The organism is Bradyrhizobium oligotrophicum S58, from assembly GCF_000344805.1.
Classification (GTDB): Bacteria; Pseudomonadota; Alphaproteobacteria; order Rhizobiales; family Xanthobacteraceae; genus Bradyrhizobium; species Bradyrhizobium oligotrophicum.
Genome location: NC_020453.1, coordinates 7,928,660 through 7,949,702, shown reverse-complemented (window position 1 = coordinate 7,949,702; position 21,043 = coordinate 7,928,660). Strand labels below are relative to the sequence as shown.

Here is a 21,043-nt window from a genome sequence, read left to right as displayed (position 1 = left end):
TGATTCTGATTCGACTCGGACCTCAGGGAAAGGTGTGTCGGTTCCATGGCGAAAGCGTTGCTTGTGGATCAGCAAAAAGCTTGATCTAGTGGAGTACCAAACGCAGGGCGCGAGATGTTGCGGTGAACGAAGCCGGAAAGCCGCAGGAGTCAGCGATTCCTTCGCGATTCGTTCCCAAGGCGTTCCGAAGCTTAAGCTGCGTCCCTATATGCGTAGCAATGTGAGACAGGGGTGAGGATCGCAGCCTCTCAGAAACACGACAAATCCAGCATCCATCGCGCCTGACCCGCGCGCCTGCAACGCCGGCTTCGAGACCCAAATTTAACGAATGGCTTTTTCGTCTTCTTCGGCTGCCTCGCCTTTCGAGCGTACGCCCGATCGCGTTGCTGGAAACGGCGTCACTGCCGTGCTCGGCCCGACCAACACCGGCAAGACGCATCTGGCGATCGAGCGCATGCTCGCGCATTCCTCCGGCATCATCGGCCTGCCGCTGCGGCTGCTCGCGCGCGAGGTCTACAACAAGATCGCCGATCGGGTCGGCAGCGAGGCCGTGGCGCTGATCACCGGCGAAGAGAAGATCAAGCCGAAGAACCCGCGTTATTGGGTGTCGACCGTCGAGGCTATGCCGAGGGATCTCGACGTGTCGTTCCTCGCCGTCGACGAGATCCAGATCGCCTCCGATCTCGAGCGCGGCCACGTCTTCACCGATCGCATCCTCAACCGTCGTGGCCGCGACGAGACGCTGCTGTTAGGTGCAGCGACGATGCGGCCCATGATCGAGCGGCTGTTGCCGGGCGCCTCGATGGTGACGCGGCCGCGATTGTCGCAGCTCGAATTCGCCGGCGATCGCAAGATCACGCGGCAGCCGCGCCGGACCGCGATCGTCGCGTTCTCCGCCGACGAAGTCTATGCGATCGCCGAGCTGATCCGCCGCCAGCATGGCGGCGCCGCTGTCGTGCTCGGCTCGCTGTCGCCACGCACCCGCAACGCGCAGGTGGCGATGTTCCAGAACGGTGATGTCGACTATCTCGTCGCCACCGACGCCATCGGCATGGGGCTCAATCTCGATGTCGACCACGTCGCCTTTGCCTCGGACCGAAAGTATGACGGCTATCAGTTCCGGCGCCTGACCCCGTCCGAATTCGCCCAGATCGCCGGCCGCGCCGGGCGCGCAACGCGTAACGGCACCTTCGGCACTACCGGGCGTTGTGCGCCGTTCGAGCCCGAGCTCGTCAATGCGCTGCAGAGCCACGCCTTCGACAGTGTGAAGGTTTTGCAATGGCGCAACTCGAAGCTGGATTTCTCGTCTCTGAGCGCCCTCCAGGTGTCGCTGGCACTGGCGCCCGGGCACGAGGCGCTGACGCGTGCGCCGACCACGGAAGATTTGCGCGTGCTCGATCACGCCGTCCGCGACGCCGAGGTGCGCGACATGGCGCATGGCGCTGCGGCTGTCGAGCGTCTATGGGAAACCTGCCAGATCCCTGACTATCGCAGGCTTTCGCCGGCCGCGCATTCCGAGCTGGTGACCACCGTGTTCGGTTTCCTGATGCAGAAGGGACGGATTCCGGACGCCTGGTATGCTGCCCAGGTTGATCAGGCCGACCGCGTCGACGGCGACATCGATACGCTGTCGGGGCGGATTGCACAGATTCGTACCTGGACTTTCGTTGCCAACCGGCCGGATTGGCTTGGTGATCCCGACCATTGGCAGGGGATTACCCGCGAACTCGAAAATAAATTGTCAGACGCCCTTCATGAACGGCTCACGGAGCGTTTCGTTGATCGTCGTACCAGTGTATTGATGCGGCGCCTGCGGGAGAACAGTGTTTTGAATACGGAAATCGGCAAGACCGGCGAAGTGATCGTTGAAGGGCACGCGATCGGCCGCCTGGATGGCTTCACCTTTGCGCCCGACGCCGCCGAAGCCGGCTCGGAGGCCAAGGCCTTGCAGGCTGCTGCCCAGAAGGCGCTGGCCGGCGAGATCGAGACGCGCGCCGAGAAGCTCTCCAACGCGCCCGACGAGCACATCGTGCTCACAGCCGACGGCACCGTCCGCTGGACCGGTGACGCGGTCGCCAAGCTGGTCGCGGCCGACGACGCGCTGCATCCGCGGCTGCGGATCATTGCGGACGAGCGGCTCACCGGCGCGGCACGCGACAAGGTGCAGGCGCGGCTCGATCTGTGGCTGAAGACGCATATCGAGAAGCTGCTCGGCCCGCTGTTCGAATTGTCCAAGGCCGAGGACATCACGGGCATCGCACGCGGCATCGCCTTCCAGCTGGTAGAGGCGCTCGGCGTCATTGAGCGCGCCAAGATCGCCGGCGAGATGAAGGACCTCGACCAGCCTTCGCGCGCGGTGCTGCGTAAATATGGTGTCCGTTTCGGCGCCTATCACATCTACGTCCCGGCGCTGCTCAAGCCGGCCGGGCGGGCGCTGGCAGCGCTGCTGTGGGCCGAGAAGCAGGGCAATGTCGACATGTCGGCGCTGACCGGCGCGCAGCACCTGGCAAGCTCGGGGCGCACGTCTTTCCCCGTCGACAAGGCGCTGCCGCGCGATGCCTACCGGGTGCTCGGCTACAAGCAGGCCGGCGAGCGCGCCGTCCGCGTCGATATTCTGGAACGCCTCGCCGACCTGATTCGTCCTGCTCTGGCCTGGCGCGAAAATGCGCAGGGTGAGAAGCCGGCAGGCGCTTTCGACGGCCGTGGCTTCGTGGTGACGCAGGCGATGACCTCGCTCACCGGCTCTGCCGGGGAGGATTTCGCCTCGATCCTGCGCGCGCTCGGCTATCGCATGGAGAAGCGGCCGCCGCTGCCGCCCAAGGCAACTGAAAAGGCAACTGAAAAGGCGCCTGAGACAGCGGCCGAGAAGCCCGCCGAGGCCGCTGCTCCCGGCGCCGCTCCGGCCGAACCTGCTGAAGCCCAGGCTGCGCCGAGCGAAGACGTCGTGGTGGTCGCCGCTGAGTCGGCCGATGAACAGGTTCCGACGGTCGCCGAGGCTGCGGTTGCTCCGGTGACCGAGCAGGTCGTCGCTACGCCCGAAGCTGCCGCCGACGAGCCGGCCGCGCCAGTGTCTGCACTGGCGTCGCTGCCGACCGTTGATTTCGTCACGCCGAATGCGCCGGATCAAGCGCCCGCGGCGGAGACGGCCGCCGAGGGCGGTGTCGCCGAGGCGGAGATCGTTGCTCCTGCGGAGGCGGCGCAGACGGAATCCGCCGAGGCTGCTCCGGCCGAGATTGCCAGCGCGGACGCCGCGCCTGCTGCCTCCGAGGCGGCTGCCCCTGAATCTGCTCCAGCAGAGGCTGAGGCCGCCGCTGCCGCGGAACCGGTTCTGGTCGAGGTCTGGCGGCCGGGTGGGCGCTCCGAGGAGCGCAGGCCGCGCCATGACCATCATCAGCGCGGCCGGCACAACCGCCCGCAGCATGATCGCGGGCAGGCCGCTGCTGGCGGGCAGGCGCCTGCGGGGGCGACTCCGGCCGAAGGCGGCGAGGCGCGCGAACGCCATCATCGCGGCCATGGCCGACGCGACCGGATGAAGGAGTTCGGCAAGGACTTCCGCAAGGGTCCGCCGGAGGCTGGGGCTGCTCCAGCCGAAGGCGCCGCGGCGCCGGCGCGCGAGGATCGGGGGCCGCGCCGCGATCACGATGCCAAGGGGCGCGAGCAGAACCGCGACCGCAACAAGGGCGGTAAGTTCGGCGGCGATCGCGAGGGACGTGGCGGCCGTGACTTCGGCAAGGGCGGCCGCGATAAGCGCGACAGTGGCCCGGCCCTGCGGCCCTATGCTTCGAGCGGTGGCGGTGGCCGGGATCGTGACCGTCCGGTCGATCCCAACTCGCCGTTCGCCAAGCTTGCCGCGCTGAAGGAGCAGCTCGCGGCGAACAACCGCAAGGATTGAGCGGCAGGATCGGTTGGCAAGAGCGGTCGGAAGGACAACGCCGACGTCCGACACCCCGTCGGAGCGCCAGCGCCTCGACAAATGGCTGTGGCATGCGCGGCTGGTGAAGGCGCGGACCAGCGCCGCGGCTCTGGTGTCATCGGGCCATGTCCGGGTCAACGGTGTGCGCGAGACCTCTCCCGGTCATGGCGTGAAGACCGGTGATGTGCTGACGGTCGCGCTCGATCGCCGCGTGCGCGTGCTCAAGGTGACCGGCTTCGCCGAACGCCGCGGCGATGCAACCTCGGTGCTCGGCCTGTACGACGATCTCGACGGTGGCGGACGATCCTGATCGGTTGCGCCGGCGCAATTCCAATTCAGTTCTTCGCCGCGCTTCACTTGCGGCACAACACGTCCTGCGCTAGTGCAGGCCAGCCGATTTGTCGATCCGTTCCGGAGCCCTGGATGACTTACGTCGTCACCGAAAACTGTATCAAATGCAAATACACCGATTGCGTTGAGGTCTGCCCGGTAGACTGCTTCTACGAGGGCGACAACATGCTGGTGATCCATCCGGACGAATGCATCGATTGCGGCGTGTGCGAACCGGAATGCCCGGCCGACGCGATCAAGCCGGATACCGAGCCGGGGCTGGAGAAGTGGCTGGGCGTCAATGCCGAATATGCCAAGTCGTGGCCGAACATCACCCAGAAGAAGGATTCGCCGGCGGATGCCAAGGAGCACGACGGCGAGGACGGAAAATTCGAGAAATATTTTTCGTCGAAGCCTGGTGCAGGAGACTGACGGGTCACCTCGGTACCGGCGCTGGACCAGCGCCGGTCATCTGCGGTGTGTCTCGGCCCATCGGAAATCGTTACGCGGAAACAAGGGCCTAGAGCAGGTGTTGCAGCGGGCGGGAAGCGCTGCATGAGTGTTCTAATCCGGCACGGTTGACTTAACCCTAACTTCGCGGATCCGTCACAATACCGCCCCTGCGGCCTCTAAATCATTGATTTTTGCGGGAAATGTGCTATATATGGCACATTCTCAGAGCCGAACCCGGCCATGCGTATATTTTTGGCCGCCCTTTTAGGTTCCCGCAACATCAAACAGGGGCGTGGCAGTTCCGCGCGCAGGCTGTGTCACAGAAAACGCGTAAAAAGAGTGCTTCCAAGAGTACAAAAAAAGCCGCCGCGGCGAGCCGCAGCGTTTCCAAGGGCCGTGCCCGTACTCCTGTAAAGGAGATTCGGGCTGCCGCGAAGGCCTCGGCTGCCAAGTCCACCAAGAACAAAAGAAGCGCAATGCCTGAAAAGACTGCCAAGACTGCCGCGAAAGCATCCGCCGCTAAAACCACTCTTGCAAAGGACTCTGTTGCGAAGCCCGCGCCCGCCAAGGCCGCCGCTGCGCCGAAGGCTGCCACCAAGACCGCCGTTCCTGCGGCTGCTGCCCCTGTGGCCAAGCCCGCCGTCGCCGCCAAGCCGGCTGCTCCCGTTGCGGCCGCGCCGCGCGTCGAGGAGAAGAAGCTGCCGACCCAGCGCCAGGGCTTCAAGACCAACGAATTCGTCGTCTATCCGGCTCACGGCGTCGGCCAGATCCTGGCCATCGAGGAGCAGGAGATCGCGGGCGCCAAGCTCGAGCTGTTCGTCATCAATTTCATCAAGGACAAGATGACGCTGCGCGTGCCGACCGCCAAGGTCGCCAATGTCGGCATGCGCAAGCTGTCCGACCCGACGCTGGTGAAGAAGGCGCTGGAGACCTTGAAGGGCCGCGCCCGCGTCAAGCGCACGATGTGGTCGCGCCGCGCCCAGGAATACGAAGCGAAGATCAATTCGGGCGACATCGTTGCGATCGCCGAGGTCGTGCGCGATCTCTATCGTTCGGAGTCGCAGCCGGAGCAGTCCTACAGCGAACGCCAGCTCTATGAAGCGGCGCTCGACCGTCTGTCGCGCGAGATCGCCGTCGTGCAGCACTCGACCGAGACCGAGGCCGTCAAGGAGATCGAGACGCAGCTCGCCAAGAGCCCGCGCCGTGGTGCCAAGACCGAAGCCGATGCGGTCGCCGAGGGTGATGCCGAGGCCGAAGGCGATGACATCGACGGCGACGATACCGCCGTGGCGGATGAAGCCGCCTGATCGACCATTAGCGCGTTTTCCAATTAGTTGCTTAAGAAAGCCCGGCCGAGAGGTCGGGCTTTTTGTTTGGACCCAGTCCGAGCGGCGCTGTCGTGGCTGGAAAGGTCCTTCGTCACGGCTCTCGCGCGCTGCTCACGCAACAGCTTCCACTTTGGCCCGTGCCGCCTTGATGTCTCGCACCGGTGGACGGCCGAACAGGCGCCCGTATTCGCGCGTGAACTGCGGCACGCTTTCGTACCCCACGGCAAACGCCGCACTGCTCGCGGTCATGCCTTCGGCCAGCATCAGCCGCCGCGCCTCGATCAGCCGCAGCTGCTTGTGGAATTGCAGCGGCGAGAGCGAGGTCTGCCTGCGGAAGTGCTGATGGAAGGAGGACAGGCTCATGCCGGCAACAGCCGCGAGCCGCTCGACCGGCAGGGCCTGAGCGAACTCGGCGCGCAGCAGCGCCACTGCGCGGGCGATGCGTTGGGCGTGGCTGTCAGGTCCGCCGAGCCGGCGGATCGCCGCGCCATGCCGGCCGGCGAGCAGCCAATAATGCATTTCGCGCACGAGTTGCGCCTGTAGCACGGGTACCGCGGCGGGACGATCGAGCAAGTGCATCAGCCGGAGCGCGGCGTCAGTCGCCTCCGCGTCGGTCGGCTCGACCCGGACGGCGAAACCGTCCGCCGCCATCGTGCCATCCATCTGCGTGATCAGCTCCGCGATCAGCGCGGGATCCAGCTCCAGCACCAGCGACAGATAGGGAGCCGCGCGGCTCGCGCGCGTGATCTGGCTGACGGTCGGCACGTCGGCGGTGATGATCAGCGAATCACGTGCGGAAAACGCAAAACTCCGCGCCCCCATCGTGACCGTCTTACTGCCCTGCACGACAAGGCACACCAGTGGCCGAGAGATCGCATAGACGAGCTCGCTCGGCGTGGTCGCGCGCACTGCGCTCAATCCGGGGATCGGGGTCGTGGCGATGCCGGCTGCATCGGCGTGGACAGCGGCATGGCGGCTGACGGCATTGAGCAGGCTGGTCATGGGCGCAACTTAGCCTGCTCTCGGCTTGCGCACACCCGGTTTTGGAGGATCAGGCAAGGAACGGCGCGGTTCCGGCAACTCCGCCGGCGCCCGGTCTCCAATATCGGCCTGGTCAAACCCGACCGGAGGACCACCATGACCAAGATCACCCTCGTCACCGGCGCCAGCCGTGGGCTCGGCCGCAGCACCGCCCGTCACATCGCACGGCGCGGCGGTGACCTCATCATCACGTATCAGAGCCGGGCGGAGGAGGCGCAGGCCATCGTCGCTGAGATCGAGGCGATGGGCCGCAAGGCGCTGGCCCTTCAGCTCGACACCGGCGACGTCGCCGCCTTTGCGGCGTTTGCCGCGACGTTGCGCGCGGGGCTGCGCCGGATCTGGCAGCGCGACACCTTCGACCACCTCGTCAACAATGCCGGCCATGGCGACTATGCTCTGATCGCGGATACGACGGCGGCGCAGTTCGACCGGCTGGTCGATGTTCACTTCAAGGGCGTCTATTTCCTGACGCAGGCGCTGCAGCCGCTGCTCGCCGATGGCGGCCGCATCGTCAACCTGTCGTCAGGCCTGACGCGGGTCTCGTTTCCGGGGTATGCCGCTTACGCGGCAGCGAAAGGCGCGGTGGAGGTGCTCTCCATCTACTTGGCCAAGGAGCTGGGCAGCCGCGGCATCGCGGTGAACACGGTGGCGCCAGGGGCGATCGAAACCGACTTCGGCGGCGGCGCCGTGCGGGACAATCCCGAGATCAACCGGCTGTTCGCCGGCATGACCGCGCTCGGCCGCGTCGGTCTGCCCGACGATATCGGGCCGATGATTGCGAGCTTGCTGTCGGAGGACAACCGCTGGGTCAATGCGCAGCGGATCGAGGTCTCCGGCGGCCAGGCGATCTGATCGAAATCGCAGGCAGGAGATTGCCATGAGCGCCAGTGCCGGAGATCCCGCAACAATCGACCGTCTGTACGTGCTCGATGCCGGCACGGCAATCGCGCCGGACCGTTCCGTCTACACGCCGGGAAAATGGCATGGCGAGCCGGTGACGTTGAGTTGCAACGCTTATCTGCTGCAGCGGAGGGGCGAATGGATGTTGTGGGACACCGGGATCGACGAGATCCTGGCCGGTGCGCCGGAAGGCCGGATCATCGCCCACAACATCAGGGGCATCGTCGCAAAGTCGATCACCGCTCAGCTTGCGGAGATTGGCCTTGCGCCGGCCGATGTCGGGACGGTGCTGCTATCCCACGCCCATTTCGATCACATCGGTAACGCGAGTCTGTTCCGAGATGCGACCTGGTACATCCAGCGCCGGGAGCACGAGGCGATGTTCGGCAAGGACTACGGCGCCTTCGGCTACACTCCGTCGCTCTACGAATGTCTCCGTCAAGCGCGCGTCGAACTGATGGAGGGCGATGTCGATCTGCTTGGTGACGGCTCCGTGCGCGTCATCTCGACGCCCGGCCACACGCCGGGCCATTGCTCGCTGCTGGTGTGCCTCGCGAACACCGGGCCGGTGCTGCTGTCGGGCGATGCGGCGCATGACAGCTACAATCTGGCGCATCGTTGCGTCCCGACAATGAATGCAAGCGCCGAGTTGACGCTGGCGTCGATGGAGCGACTCGTTGCGACGGTCAATGCAGAGCGTGCCCAACTGTGGCTCAACCACGACACGGCGCAGTCGGCCACGCTTGCGTACGCACCGGAGTATTTCGACTGAAGCATGATCCGGAAAAGTGCGCAGCCGTTTTCCGAAAAGATCATGCGCAAACAACAACCTAAAGCGCGATGACGATTCATCCTGATCTCATCGCGCTTTCGGCGGCGTTCACTTGTCCTCGGTCAGCCGAGCTCGTCGAGGACGCGGCGTTCACCTGGAGGCCCGAGAGAACCGCCTCACTCCACCACGATCTTCACACGATCGCGCACCTTGACCTGGGCGCGGGCGTCGAGGCCGTTGAGGACGCGGAAGCGCTCGATCGGGCGGTCGACGCCGGTCATGCGGTGCGCGAGGGATTCGACGGTGTCGCCGGGCTGCACGGTGATCACCTTGATGCGCAGCGGGCGGGCCGACTGGATCTCTTCGAGGCTGAGCCTGCGGAACGAGTTCACGGTCTCCCGCGCATTGCGCTCGCTCTCGGTGGTCTTCTGCCGCGACGCAAAGATGAAGCGATAGACATCACTGCCGACGCGCAGTGCGTAGACCTTGAACTGCCAGGGATCGCCGCTCGCGGTGGTCGAGGCCGCCGGGAAGCCGTTGATCGTCAGCTCCTCGGTCGCCGACTTGTCGACGTTCTCCATCCAGCCGGAGTTGAGGTAGTCGCCGAGCGTCTGCTGGGCCGGGACGCGCACCACGTCGAAGCGCATCGCCTGCGCACCGCCCTCCCGCACGCCGATCACGGCCTGCGCAGTGTTGTCGAGCGTGAAGTTCTCCGGCGCCTGGAAGGTGAAGCCGAGCTTCGGATGCAGGAAGCGCCGGCCACGCACGAAGCCCTCGCTGGGATCCTCGCCGAAGACGATGTTGTCGACCGCCGCCAGATAGCTCTCGCGATCGTGCTCCTTGGCGTCCGCCGAGACGTATTGCTTGGCGATCGCGGCTGCGTTCTGCACGCGCTCGGGGGTTGCCGGATGCGACGACAGGAAGTCCTGCGCCCGCGGATCGATTGCGACTTTCCCCGCCTTCAACTCCGCATTGCGCTCCATCGAGGTCAGAAACCGCGCCGCGCCGTAGGGATCGAACTTCGCCTTGGCGGAGATGCCGACGCCGATACCGTCGGCCTCGAACTCCTGGGTGCGGGAGAAGCTCGCCATCGTCAGCTTGGTCTTGGCCAGCGCCAGCGCGGTCAGGTCCGGATCATTGCCCATGTCGGACACGACGCGGGTCACCACGGCGGCCTGCCGTGCCTGGTCCTCGCGGATCGCGGCGTGGCGCGCCAGCACATGCGCCATCTCGTGGCTCAGCACCGAGGACAATTCCGAAGTGTCGTTCGCGAGCGCGATCAGGCCGCGCGTGACGTAAAGCTGGCCGGTGGGCAGCGCGAAGGCGTTGACCGCGCCGGAGTTCAGGATCGTGACCTTGTAGCCCTGGTCCGGGCGATCCGAGACTGCGACGAGCCGATCGACGATGCGCGAGATCAGCCCTTCGAGCTGCGGGTCCTCATAAGCGCCGCCATAAGTTGCAAGGATGCGCTCATGCTCGCGATCGCTTGCCGGCGTGGTCTGCACCATCGCCGGCTTCGGCCGCGGCGTCGGCATCGGCGCCGTCGCCTGCTGCAGCTTGCCCATGTCACTGCAGCCGGACAGCGCCAGCCCCAGGCACAGCAAGGCTGGTGCGATCAGCGAACCGCACCTCACCGTCATCATGCGCCTTCGAACAGACAGGTTCACGTCGCTACTCACGTACCTACGCGGTCAATTTCCGCTCAATATCTCGATCTGCGCGATCTGCGTCAGTTCCAGTCTCGGGCCCGCATGCGCCTCAACCCAACCGCGCACGCGAACTTGCCGATTCGCAAGTGATTTGACGTCGATACCGGCACCTTCCAATACCGCCATCATACGCTTTGGAATAATCACCGCGAAGCCCCGTGTCCAGCTACGAGCGAAGTTCAGATAAGTTGTTGTCCCCGTCTGTCGTACGGACAACACCTTCCCTTCGACAACCGTAAATAGCCCTACGCGAGCCAAAATATCGTCTGGACTTTCCGTGTTTTTTATGACGGTCCCGGCCGACCAGACGCCACGCCCGGCGATGCGAGCCTCGGCCTCCGCCGCCCCCAGGCTGACGGCGCATTCCCGGTCCGGCACGTCGATACCCCGGAGGACGGCGCCCTGCCGCAGCAGCTCGCTCTGCGCCGGGGTCTCCGCGCCGCCCACATAGGCAAAGGCTCGCTGCCGGCCGTAGCGGTCGGGCGTGTCGTCTTCGCCGCGCAGCACGACGTCGCGGTCGCGCAGCAGCGCGCCGAGCGCATCCATCGCCGCTGTCCGCTGCTCCGCCGGCGGCGCCTCGATGCCGGCGAGCCTCACCTCGCGGCCGTCGCTGAGGCGGACGCTGCGCGCATCGACGATGTCGCTGACATGCCCTTCGCCGAGCTCCGCGAACATGCACGGCGCGGCGTGACTGATCGAGGCGGCCGTGCACGCAGCGCTCAGCGTCAGGCCGTGAAGCCAGTTTCTGCAGCGGGTCGGGAGCGCGCGCGTCATGCATCACCATCGCACGAAATTTCCATTCCATTGAGCGGAAAGAAGCGGCATGCGACGCCTTTGTTGAGCGCTTGCCGCATCACGGGGCCTGCGCCATGATGCGAACTATCAACGAGGCCGTCGCCACGTAGCGACGTGCCCGGCAGGGAGGATATCGATGAGCAGAACCATCCGCGGCGCGGCGGCGTCATTGTTCATGCTGGCGTCGGCGCTGACGCTGTCTGCAGGCGTGGCGGATGCGCAGAGCAAGCCGCCGCTGAAGATCGGTGGCATCCTCGACATGTCGAGCCTCTACGCCGACATCACCGGTCCCGGCAGCGAGACCGCGGCGAAGATGGCGGTGGAGGATTTCGGCGGCGAGGTGCTCGGGCGCAAGATCGAGGTGCTCGCGGCCGACCATCTCAACAAGGCCGATCTCGCCGCCAACATCGCCCGCGACATGCTCGACAACCAGGGTGTCGAGATGATCTGGGACGTTGCCGCGTCCGCCACGGCGCTGGCCGCCGGCGAGATCGCCAAGGCGCGCAACAAGATCATCATCTTCAACGGCCCCGGCTCGGTGCGTCTCTCCAACGAGGCCTGCGGCCCTTACACCGTGCACTACGTGTTCGACACGTTCGCGCAGGCCAACGTCACCGGCCTCGCGGCTGTGAAGTCCGGTCTCGACAGCTGGTTCTTTCTCACCGCCGACTACGCGTTCGGCCAGGATCTCGAGAAGGATACCAGCGCGGTCGTGGTGAAGTCGGGCGGCAAGGTGCTCGGCAGCGTGCGTCATCCGCTCAACACGTCGGATTTCTCGTCTTTCCTGCTGCAGGCGCAGGCCTCGAAGGCCAAGGTGATCGGTCTCGCCAATGCCGGCGGCGACACCATCAACGCGATCAAACAGGCCGCCGAGTTCGGCCTCACCAAAGGCGGGCAGAAGCTGTCGCCGCTGCTCGCCTTCGTCTCCGACATCGACAGCGTCGGACTGGAAACCGCGCAGGGGCTGCTCGTCGCCGAAGCGTTCTACTGGGATCTCAACGACGACACCCGCGCCTTCACCAAGCGCTTCATGGCACGCACCAAGCGCGTGCCGACCTCGGCCCAGGCCGGCGTCTACTCCTCGGTCACGCACTACCTGAAAGCCGTGAAGGCCGCCGGCACCACCGATCCGGACGCCGTCATGAAGCTGATGCGGGCGACTGACATCGACGACATGTTCGCGAAGGGCGGCCGCATCCGCGAGGATGGCCGCATGGTGCACGACATGTATTTGTTCGAGGTCAAGAAGCCCTCGGAGTCGAAGGGCAAGTCGGACGACTACAAGCTGCTCGCGACCGTACCCGGCAACGAGGCGTTCCAGCCGCTGGAGGCGTCGCGTTGTCCGCTGGTGAAGAAATAGCTGCCGTCATTGCGAGCGAAGCGACGCAATCCAGAGCTGCGCGAAGACTCTGGATTGCGTCGTCGCTTCGCTCCTCGCAATGACGGGTCGATCTCAGAGAGGATTTGTCATGACCACCAACACCACTGTGCTACAGCACCTCGACGCCGGCCTGCTCACGATCACGATGAACCGTCCGGAGCGGCGCAACGCGCTCAACAGCGACATGACCAAGGGGCTGGTCGAGGCGGCGCATCGCGCGGCCAATGACCCCGAGGTGCGTGCCGTCTTGCTGAAAGGCGCCGGCGGCACGTTCTGTGTCGGCGGCGACGTCAAGGCGATGGCCGAAGCCAGGACCGCGCCGTCATTCGAGACCAAGGTCTCGACCCTGCGCGAACGCATGGAAGTGTCGCGGCTGCTGCACCAGATGCAGAAGCCGGTGGTAGCGCAGATTGACGGCGCGGCGGCCGGCGCAGGCCTGTCGATCGCGCTCGCCTGTGACCTGCGCGTGGCCGGCGCATCGGCCAAGATCACGACGGCGTTCGCCAAGGTGGGTCTGTCGGGTGATTTCGGCGGCACTTATTTCCTGACCCAGCTGCTCGGCAGCGCCAAGGCGCGGGAGCTCTATCTGACCTCGCCGGTCCTGACGGCGCAGGAGGCGCTGGCCCTGGGCATGCTGACGAAGGTGGTCGCCGATGCGGAGGTCGAGGCCGCCGCCCGCGAGCTGGCGCTGTCGCTGGCGCAGGGGCCGAGCGTGACGCTCGGCTACATCAAGCGCAACATCAACAACGCCGAGAGCATGACGCTGGAAGCCTGCTTCGACGCCGAGGCGATGCATCATTCCCGCTGCAGCGACACCGAGGATCACAAGGAGGCGGCGAAAGCCTTCATCGAGAAGCGCGCGCCGGTGTTTCAGGGACGGTAGGGCCCATCGCCGTCATTGCGAGGAGCTCTTGCGACGAAGCAATCCAGAGCTGCGCGTCACGCTCTGGATTGCGTCGCTGCGCTCGCAATGACGCGAGTCCGGGGTTTCGATTGCCAAATCTCTGACCAGGATGAGTACGCCATGTCTTACCTCCACCTGCGCCAGATCTGTCTCGTCGCACGCAGCCTCGAGCCTGTCGTGTCCGACATCGCCGCGATCATGGGGCTCGAGGTCTGCTATCGCGATCCACATGTCGGCAAATACGGGCTCGAAAACGCGCTGCTGCCGGTCGGGCCGATCCTGCTCGAGGTGATTGCCCCGACCCGCGAGGGCACGGCGGCCGGACGCTTCCTGGACAAGAGCGGTGGAAGCGGCGGCTACATGGCAATCTTTTCCTGCGACGATCCCGATGGCCGCGCGGCCCGAGCCAACGCGCTCGACGTGCGCACCGCAAATGTCATCGATCATCCGCCCTATCATGGTGTGCAACTGCATCCGCGCGACTGCCGCGCGGCGTTCATCGAGCTCAATCACACCGAGGGCAGTGACGATGTATTGGGTCCGTATCCACCCGCCGGCCCGGATTGGCCGCGCGCGATCCGCAGCGACGTGACGGCGGCGCTGACGGAGGTCGTGCTGCAGAGCCCCGATCCGGCCTCGCTCGCCGCGCATTGGGCGCGTATCCTCGACGTGGTGCCGTCCGCCGGCAGCAATGGGGCTCAGCAGTTGAAACTGCCGAACGCCGGCATCCGTGTCGAACCCGGCGAGCGCGAACTGATGAGCGGCCTGACATTCCGCGTCACCGATGCGACCTCCGTCAGCGCCGCTGCGCGTGCACGCGGCTATGCGGTGTCGGACGATCGGTTCGTGATTGGCGGCGTGACGTTTGTGCTGACGATGTGAGATTCGTCTTGTGAGTTGGACCCCAGCTGTGGCCCCGGTCGACTCTGCGCTCCCTCTCCCCGTTCTTCACGGGGAGAGGGTTGGGGTGAGGGGCAGACGCACGGGGAGTGTTCGTTGTGAGACCTGTACCCCCTCACCCGAATTGCATCTTTCGATGCAATCCGACCTCTCCCCGCAAGCGGGGCGAGGTTTGCAGCGAGCCTGCCGCAAGAGGTTGCGCGACGGCACCAACCGCTCACCGCCCCTTGAAGTTCGCGAAGCGGCGCTCCTCGGTGGCCTTGACGCCTTCCTTGAAATCCTCGGTCGCACGCAGTCTCGTCTGCTCGGCGAGCTCGTGCTCGGTCGCGGTCATCACGCGATCGGCAAGGCCGGCGCGCATCGTGGCGCGGGTCGACAGCAGGCCGAGCGGCGCGCACTCGGCGATCTCCGAGGCGAGCTTCATCGCGGCCGTGCGCACCTGGTCCTGCGGTACGCATTCATTGGCGAGGCCGATTCTGAGCGCCTCCTCGCCGGTGACGCGGCGGCTGGTGTAGAACATCAGCTCGGCGTTGTTCTTGCCGATCAGCTCCGGCAGCGTCACCGTCAGGCCGAAGCCGGGATGGAAGCCGAGCTTGGTGAAATTGGCGGAGAAGCGCGCCTCAGGGCAGGTGACGCGGAAGTCGGCGGACACGGCCAAGCCCAGACCGCCGCCGATGGCGGCACCATGAACGGCGGCGACGACCGGCTTCCTGCAGCGGAAGATGCGCACCGCCTGCATGTAGAGATGGTTGATCGGGCCGAGGCTGTCGGCGGGATCACCTTTCGTTGCTGCGGCTTCCTGCGCCTGCCGCGCCGGATCGCCGAAATTGGCGCCGGCGCAGAACGCCTTGCCCTGCGCCGCCAGCACCGACGCGCGGATCTCGATGTCGCGATCGAAACCTTCGAGCGCATCGGCGATCTGGTTGATCAGCGCAATGTCGAAGAAGTTGAGCGGCGGGCGCCGGATCTCGATCAGGCCGACATGGCCGTGGATCTCGACGCCGATGTCAGGGAAGTGAGTCATGTGGGTCTCCAATTCTGCTTCTCCGGGCGTCATTGCGAGCGAAGCGACTTGTCCGCCATAGCCCGAAGGGCGACGGCGGAAGCAATCGACTTCGCTCGCAATGACGGTGGGTTGGTTGTCGACGCCGTCAGCTCGCGATAGCCAGGATGTATTCTGCCATCACCGCAACCCCAGCCCGCGCGCGATGATGCCGCGCAGCACTTCCGTGGTGCCGCCCTGGATGGTCAGCTTGGGCGCGGTGCGGATCGCGAACGTCAATTGGTTCTCCAAAGTCTCGCGATTGCCGGCGTCCTCTTCGACGAAGGCGGCGAGGTCGCGCACGCGGTGGGGCAATTGCTGCTCCCACACCGTGCCGATGTCCTTGACGATCGAGGCCTCGACCACCGGCTCCTTGCCGGCCTGCAGCATGCCGGCGACCGACACCGACATCCGCCGCATCGTATGCAGCTGTGCGACCAGCCGGCCGATGCCCTCGGCGCTGCGGGTGTCGGGATCGGGGCCGACGGCGCGCACCAGCTCGGTCAGCACGTAGTAGGTTTCCAGGAAGCGCTCCGGCCCCGAGCGCTCATAGGCGAGCTCGGACGTTGCCTGCTTCCAGGCGCCGTCGATCTCGCCGAGCTGATGATCGTCCGGCACGAAGGCGTCGGTGAAGACGACCTCGTTGAATTCCTTCTGCCCGGTGATCTGCCCGATCGGATTCACCTTGATGCCCGGCGTCTTCATGTTCACCAGGAACTGCGTCAGGCCGTGACGGCGGTTCTCCTTGGTCGACGGCGACGTCCGGAAGATCGCGATCATGTAGTCGGCCATGTGCGCCGACGTGGTCCAGATCTTGGAGCCGTTGATCAGCCAGCCGCCGTCCGTCTTGGTCGCGCGCGTCTTGGCCGCGAACAGGTCGGAGCCGGAATTCGGCTCGCTCATGCCGATGGCGAAGCACAATTCGCCGCGGCAGATGCGCGGCAGGATGTCCGTCTTGATATGCTCCGGCGCGTAGCGCAGCAGGATCGGTCCGCTCTGGCGGTCGGCGACGAAGAAGCGCCTGACTGGCGCATTGGCGACGCGCATCTCCTCGGTGACGACATAGCGCTCCAGGAACGAGCGCTCGTGGCCGCCGTATTTCTTGGGCCAGGTCATGCCGATCCAGCCGCGCGCGCCGACCCGTCTCGAGAACTCGCGTGCGTCGGCGTCCTCGCGCAGCGGCTGGAACGGGTTGAAGGTGCCGGCGGCGACCTCATCCGCGAGAAACGCGCGCACCTCCTTGCGCAGCTCCTCGCATTCGCTTGGCAGGCGGATCGGATCGAAACGGAGCGCGGTCATTGGCAATCCTCTTGATTCGATTCAGCGCGAGGCGACCAGCGGCCACAGCTCGTCGGCGCCGCGGGCGGCGACGCGTTGGCCGAGCGCGACCGCCCAATGGCTCTCCGAGCCGAAATCGTCGCGCCAGGCCAGCGCGCGCAGCGAGAAGCGATGCAGGATGTGCTCGGTGGTGAAGCCGATCGCGCCGTGCACCTGGTGCGCGATCGCAGCCCCTTTCTCGGCGGCTTCGGCGCAACGGATCTTGGCCGAGACGGCTTCGAGAAACACGGCATCGTCGAAGGCGTCGGCGCGTGCGATCGCGTCGGCCGCAGATGTCGCAGCGGCGCTTGCAGCAGCGCTCTCGCCGGCGAGCCGTGCGAGATTGTGCTGCACCGCCTGGAATTTGCCGATCGGCTTCTCGAACGCGACGCGCTCGCCGGCATAGTTGACGCTGATCGCAAGCAGCCGGTCCAGCGCGCCGGCGATCTGCAGGCTGCGCGCGACGCCGCCCATCAGCATCAAGGCCGTCGCATCGAAGCCCGCCCGGGCGGGGCTGCAGGCCAAGGGCACGACCTTGTCGAACGTGATGCTCTCGCTGGGATCGTTGGCGAGGTTGAGACCCGCATCGATGCGCAAGCGGTTGGATTCGACCAGCGCGATCGCCACGCCGTTCGCGCTCTCGACGGCGACGGCCACGTGCTGCGCCATCCTGGCGAACGGGACGCCACGGGCGCGTCCGGACAGCGTGCCGTCGGCATTGAGCGTGATCCGGTCTTTCGGGCTCGCCGGCGCGATCGTCATCGCGCCCTCGGGCGACGCGATCCCGCCCAGCTGCAACAGCCAGCCCGCGAGCAGCGTCTCGGCGAGCGGGACCGGCAGTGCGAAGCGCCCGGCTGAATGGATGATGGCAAAGCCGTCGGCCAGATCGGCGCCGGCGCCGCCGAAGTCCTCGCCGACCCAGGCGAGCGGCAGCCCGGCTTCGCTCAGCGCCTGCCACAGCGGCGCTTTCCAGCGTCCGTCCTTGTCGTGATTGATGGTCTGCGGGTCGGCGAGATCAGCGAAGATCTTCTCCGCGGTCGCAACCACGATGTTCTCAGCTTCCGCCACAGCGTTCCTCGCCCTGATGCGCGTCCGTCTCATCGCGAATGCAGCGCGCCGGCGGACTGTCGGGCGGCATGATGAGCGCAAGCGCCGGTCATGACAAGCGCGGGCGTCGCAACGCGATGTCCGTCTGCCGCATGGGGACGGCGATTTCCGTGGTGCGGAGATCGGCGCGATTTGCACCGCGCGCGAACTTGGCTAAGAAGGCTGAAAGGTGAGAACAGGGAGAAGCGGAATGTCGACGAAGGGTCTTTGCGCGATCGTGACGGGGTCGGCGTCCGGTCTCGGAGCTGCGACCGCGTTGCTGCTGGCCAAGGCCGGCATGCGCATCGTCGTCAACTATTCCAACAGCAAGACGGAGGCCGAGCACACCGCGGATCTCTGCCGCAAGGAAGGCGCCGATGTCGTCGTCGTGCAGGGCGATGTCTCGCGCGACGAGGATTGCCGCAAGATCGTCGCCGCCGCTGCGCCCTGGGGCCGGCTGGACGTGGTGGTCAACAACGCCGGCACCACCAAGCATGTGCCGCATGACCAGCTCGACGGTTTGTCAGCGGAGGACTTCCAGCGCATCTTCGCGGTCAACACCATCGGCCCGTTCCAGATGATCCGCGCCGCACGGCCGCTGCTCGAAGCGGCGGCGAAGCAGACCGCGCGCGCCTCGGCCGTCGTCAACGTGTCGTCGGTGGCGGGGATAAGTGGTGGCGGCTCGTCGGTCGCCTATGCCGCGAGCAAGGGCGCGCTCAACACGATGACCTTGTCGCTATCGCGGGCGCTGGCGCCGTCGATCCGCGTCAACACCGTCTGCCCCGGCTATATCGATACGCCCTGGTTCACCAAGGGCCGCGGCGAGGCCGGCGCCAAGCAGGTGCGCGATGCCGTGGTGGCGCGGGTGCCGCTGCGTGCGGCGTCGTCGGCGGAGGACATCGCGCAACTGGTCGCGTTCCTTGCGAGCCCCGCGTCGGGCCATATGACCGGCGAGGTCGTGCGCATGGATGCCGGCATGCATTTGTTGGGGTGAGATCGGCATCGCTCCGATCAGCGTGAGGTGGCGACGCAATCAGACCTTTCGGTTGGCCCTGGATTGCTTCGCTGCGCTCGCAATGACGGAGCAAAAGCGGTGGAAGCCCATGATTAGCCGGGGGGAGCGACAGTCCTGGGATGGCGCAGTAAAGCGTCTCTGCGGCGACGGTGTGAGTTGCGCGTGCATTCACCATCCGCGTCATTGCGAGCGCAGCGAAGCAATCCAGGGCCCGGCAAGGACTCTGGATTGTCTCGTTTCGCTTGCAATCGAGGGAATGGCGGTCGCTATCGGTTGAAATCGCGGATCGTGCCGCTGGCGACCAGCCTGTTCCAGATGAACAGCACGACGATGGCGCCGACCGTCGCGGTGATGTAGCCGGCGCCCTCGTCCGGGCTGTAGTGGCCGATGGCCTGCCCGATTGCGGTGGCCAGGAACGCGCCGACCACGCCGAGCACGATGGTCAGGATGAAGCCGGAGGGATTGTTCGGCCCCGGCGAGATCAGCCGCGCCAGGAAGCCGGCGATCAGCCCGACGATCAGAATGTGCAACATGAATACCGTCCTTCCCGTCAACGCATCGAGGGCCGTCAGATTCGGCCGGCCAGCTCATGGTCGGTCGGCAGCCGGCCATCCGGCGTCAGCTGATCGATCACCTTCGGCAAATATTGGCTGAGCCCGTTGAGCAGCTCGTCGCGCGGCAGGCCGCTCTGTGCAGAGAGCTGGTCGATCTGGTCGGCGCCGAGCGCATTGGCGAGATCGCCGGGCGAGATCGGCTGGTTCTGACCCTTGCCGACCCAGGAATTCGCCGTGTCGCTGTGGCCGCTCTCCTGGAACTGGCGCAACAGATCACCCAGTCCGCCGGACAGCACGCTGCCGGCCGCGCCGCCGGCGAGCAGTCCGCCGAGGCCGCCGGCGATGATGTTGCCAAGACCGCCACCAAGGCCGCCACCACCGAGGGCGCCGCCCTGCGGATTGGTCGGTTGGGGCGGCGGAACCGGTGTGGGAGCAGGCGCCGCATTCGGCTGACCACTCGGCGCGAAGTGCTTCACCGCCTTCCACGCCAGCAAAGCCAGGATTGCCATCGTCATCGGCGACATGCCGCCGTTCTTCTGCGTGGTCGGATGACTGGGCCCGTGCGGACCGTTCTGCATGCCGTTGAGGATATCGAGTAGACCCATGACCGCCTCCTGCGCCCCGCGCGCGTAAAGCTATGGACTCGCACGGCGCAAGACAAGCGGGCAAGACAAGCGGGCGGGCATCGTGACGCGGAGCCAAAGCGAGCGCTCGTCGCTGCGCGCGGCTCGTTGAACCAGAGGGATCGCGCTTCGCCCGCGCGCGGGGGCAGTGCCTGATCAGTGCCCGATCAGTTCTTGGCGTCGGCGCGCTTGGGCGGCTTCGCTGCGGCCGGCGCGGCTGCGGTCTGGTTCGGGCTGGTGAACATCCGCTTCAGCTCGTCGAGCTTTTCCGACAGGACCGGGAAGTTGCACGAGAACGAATCGCGCCGTCCGCCGTCCTTGGCGCATTGTGCCGCCTTGATCCGGGCGCGGGTCTCGGCAGTGGCGCCGGGCGGCGCCGTCATCCCGGCCTGAGGCGCTGCCGGCGGCTTGTTCGGCCGCGGCGGCGGTGCCGGCATGGCCGGCTTCGGCGGCTCGATCGCTGCACGTGCGGTCATGTCCCTGAGCGAGGTCGGCTGCAGGCCCTGCGGCTGCGATCGCGGCATCATCGCCGAGCTCATATTGGCGTGACGCTGCCGCTCGAGATACTGCGTGTATTGCAGGTCGATGAATTTCTGCTCTTCTGGCGTCGGATTGGGGCCGGCGATGTCGAAGCTGCGGTCCTGCATGAAGTCGTAGTAGACGTAACCGCCGCCCGGCTTCCGCCTGCCGGCAAACTTGGCGTTGCATTGCGCCAGCGCCGCAGTCTTCTCTTCCTTGGTCGCCGACTTTTCAGCCGCGTCGGCGCATTCCTCGAAATCCGTCGGGGAGCGGCTCCACCAATCTGCATGCGCGCGTTGAGGTTGAATGGCGGGCAGGCAGGTGATTGCTGCAAAGACCAGTACTGGCAGGCGGGGTGGGTACACGAACGGCAATCCTCAGCGTCTCCTCGCCTCAGATGACGGGAGATTGTCGCCATTTTGCGGCGGGGTGTGACTCCTATGCTGCGCAATTTGCGACTT

19 protein-coding genes are annotated in these 21,043 nt (G+C 65.9%); 10 read left to right on the top strand and 9 right to left on the bottom strand.

The genetic code is table 11. The annotated features are described in order from the left end of the window. Positions 1 to 328 precede the first annotated feature (328 nt). From S58_RS34335 to S58_RS34320, 4 genes are all read left to right on the top strand, one after another. Positions 329 to 3,892 (top strand): helicase-related protein, encoded by a 3,564-nt coding sequence (locus S58_RS34335; protein ID WP_042340423.1) that lies wholly within the window; start codon positions 329 to 331, stop codon positions 3,890 to 3,892. Positions 3,893 to 3,905: 13 nt separating this feature from the next. Continuing rightward, positions 3,906 to 4,223, top strand: coding sequence for an RNA-binding S4 domain-containing protein (locus S58_RS34330; protein ID WP_015670041.1), 318 nt, complete (start codon positions 3,906 to 3,908; stop codon positions 4,221 to 4,223). A 113-nt stretch (positions 4,224 to 4,336) separates the two neighbouring features. Next, entirely contained in the window at positions 4,337 to 4,675 is a 339-nt protein-coding gene (gene fdxA, locus S58_RS34325) for a ferredoxin FdxA (RefSeq protein ID WP_015670040.1), read from the top strand. A 497-nt stretch (positions 4,676 to 5,172) separates the two neighbouring features. Continuing rightward, entirely contained in the window at positions 5,173 to 6,003 is an 831-nt protein-coding gene (locus S58_RS34320; protein WP_015670039.1) for a CarD family transcriptional regulator, read from the top strand. Positions 6,004 to 6,135: 132 nt separating this feature from the next. On the opposite strand, the gene S58_RS34315 is transcribed toward S58_RS34320, so the two are convergent. Further along, positions 6,136 to 7,026, bottom strand: a complete 891-nt coding sequence (locus tag S58_RS34315) for an AraC family transcriptional regulator (RefSeq protein WP_015670038.1) — start codon at positions 7,024 to 7,026, stop codon at positions 6,136 to 6,138. Between the two features lie 135 nt (positions 7,027 to 7,161). On the opposite strand from S58_RS34315, the gene S58_RS34310 reads away from it, so the two are divergent. Beyond that, a complete protein-coding gene (locus S58_RS34310; RefSeq protein WP_015670037.1) occupies positions 7,162 to 7,917 on the top strand; it encodes an SDR family oxidoreductase in 756 nt (251 codons plus the stop codon). Positions 7,918 to 7,942: 25 nt separating this feature from the next. After that, positions 7,943 to 8,737: an N-acyl homoserine lactonase family protein gene (locus S58_RS34305; protein ID WP_015670036.1), complete on the top strand. Its 795-nt coding sequence runs from the start codon at positions 7,943 to 7,945 to the stop codon at positions 8,735 to 8,737. 176 nt (positions 8,738 to 8,913) lie between these two features. On the opposite strand, the gene S58_RS34300 is transcribed toward S58_RS34305, so the two are convergent. Continuing rightward, a complete protein-coding gene (locus tag S58_RS34300) occupies positions 8,914 to 10,380 on the bottom strand; it encodes a M48 family metalloprotease (protein ID WP_042340422.1) in 1,467 nt (488 codons plus the stop codon). Positions 10,381 to 10,428: 48 nt separating this feature from the next. Further along, a complete protein-coding gene (locus tag S58_RS34295; RefSeq protein ID WP_015670034.1) occupies positions 10,429 to 11,220 on the bottom strand; it encodes a thermonuclease family protein in 792 nt (263 codons plus the stop codon). A 196-nt stretch (positions 11,221 to 11,416) separates the two neighbouring features. Between S58_RS34295 and S58_RS34290 the strand changes: the two genes are divergently transcribed. The 3 genes from S58_RS34290 (at position 11,417) to S58_RS34280 (ending at position 14,408) form a co-directional block, all read left to right on the top strand. After that, complete coding sequence (locus tag S58_RS34290; RefSeq protein WP_042340421.1) at positions 11,417 to 12,601, top strand: ABC transporter substrate-binding protein; 1,185 nt, start codon at positions 11,417 to 11,419, stop codon at positions 12,599 to 12,601. Positions 12,602 to 12,710: 109 nt separating this feature from the next. Continuing rightward, entirely contained in the window at positions 12,711 to 13,505 is a 795-nt protein-coding gene (locus S58_RS34285; protein WP_015670032.1) for an enoyl-CoA hydratase, read from the top strand. A 141-nt stretch (positions 13,506 to 13,646) separates the two neighbouring features. Further along, positions 13,647 to 14,408, top strand: coding sequence for a VOC family protein (locus S58_RS34280; RefSeq protein WP_015670031.1), 762 nt, complete (start codon positions 13,647 to 13,649; stop codon positions 14,406 to 14,408). A gap of 235 nt (positions 14,409 to 14,643) precedes the next feature. Here the strand turns inward: S58_RS34280 and S58_RS34275 are convergent, their stop codons facing one another. The 3 genes from S58_RS34275 to S58_RS34265 form a co-directional block, all read right to left on the bottom strand. Beyond that, positions 14,644 to 15,450, bottom strand: a complete 807-nt coding sequence (locus S58_RS34275; RefSeq protein WP_042340420.1) for an enoyl-CoA hydratase/isomerase family protein — start codon at positions 15,448 to 15,450, stop codon at positions 14,644 to 14,646. 159 nt (positions 15,451 to 15,609) lie between these two features. Next, positions 15,610 to 16,767 carry an acyl-CoA dehydrogenase family protein gene (locus tag S58_RS34270; RefSeq protein WP_015670029.1) on the bottom strand — a complete coding sequence of 386 codons (1,158 nt, stop codon included), beginning with the start codon at positions 16,765 to 16,767 and terminating at the stop codon, positions 15,610 to 15,612. 21 nt (positions 16,768 to 16,788) lie between these two features. Further along, positions 16,789 to 17,853: an acyl-CoA dehydrogenase family protein gene (locus S58_RS34265; RefSeq protein ID WP_015670028.1), complete on the bottom strand. Its 1,065-nt coding sequence runs from the start codon at positions 17,851 to 17,853 to the stop codon at positions 16,789 to 16,791. Between the two features lie 229 nt (positions 17,854 to 18,082). Here S58_RS34265 and S58_RS34260 point away from each other — a divergent pair, with 229 nt between their 5' ends. Next, positions 18,083 to 18,865, top strand: a complete 783-nt coding sequence (locus tag S58_RS34260; RefSeq protein ID WP_015670027.1) for an SDR family NAD(P)-dependent oxidoreductase — start codon at positions 18,083 to 18,085, stop codon at positions 18,863 to 18,865. Positions 18,866 to 19,152: 287 nt separating this feature from the next. On the opposite strand, the gene S58_RS34255 is transcribed toward S58_RS34260, so the two are convergent. The 3 genes from S58_RS34255 to S58_RS34245 form a co-directional block, all read right to left on the bottom strand. Further along, entirely contained in the window at positions 19,153 to 19,419 is a 267-nt protein-coding gene (locus tag S58_RS34255; RefSeq protein ID WP_015670026.1) for a GlsB/YeaQ/YmgE family stress response membrane protein, read from the bottom strand. 35 nt (positions 19,420 to 19,454) lie between these two features. Further along, positions 19,455 to 20,045: a YidB family protein gene (locus S58_RS34250; protein ID WP_015670025.1), complete on the bottom strand. Its 591-nt coding sequence runs from the start codon at positions 20,043 to 20,045 to the stop codon at positions 19,455 to 19,457. Positions 20,046 to 20,230: 185 nt separating this feature from the next. Next, positions 20,231 to 20,956 (bottom strand): hypothetical protein, encoded by a 726-nt coding sequence (locus S58_RS34245; protein ID WP_015670024.1) that lies wholly within the window; start codon positions 20,954 to 20,956, stop codon positions 20,231 to 20,233. Between the last annotated feature and the right edge of the window lie 87 nt (positions 20,957 to 21,043).